Source organism: Streptomyces sp. GbtcB6 (assembly GCF_019091475.1).
GTDB classification, from domain to species: domain Bacteria; phylum Actinomycetota; class Actinomycetes; order Streptomycetales; family Streptomycetaceae; genus Streptomyces; species Streptomyces hyaluromycini.
The window spans coordinates 1-231 of the sequence record NZ_JAGXJL010000522.1 but is presented as its reverse complement, the minus strand read 5'-3'; the positions used below and the strand labels follow the sequence as shown (position 1 = coordinate 231).

The 231-nt window shown below is 72.3% G+C and carries 1 pseudogene; it reads left to right on the top strand.

Annotated elements, in window-relative coordinates:
* Window positions 1-231 (top strand): annotated as a pseudogene (locus KVT45_RS55855) (Na+/H+ antiporter); the annotation flags it as partial.

Here is a 231-nt window from a genome sequence, read left to right as displayed (position 1 = left end):
CCGGGGCCTGCGCCCGTGCTCCTGGTGGCCGTCGGGCTGGTGGTGTCGTACATCCCCGGCATCCCGGACTACACCCTCGCCCCCGAGGTCGTCCTGCCGCTGCTGCTGCCGCCGCTCCTCTACACCTCGGCGTCCGCCAGTTCCTATCTCGACCTGCGTGCCCAGATGCGACCGGTCGCGCTGCTCTCGGTCGGGTACGTGCTCTTCGCGGCCTTCGAGGGCGGCTGGGCG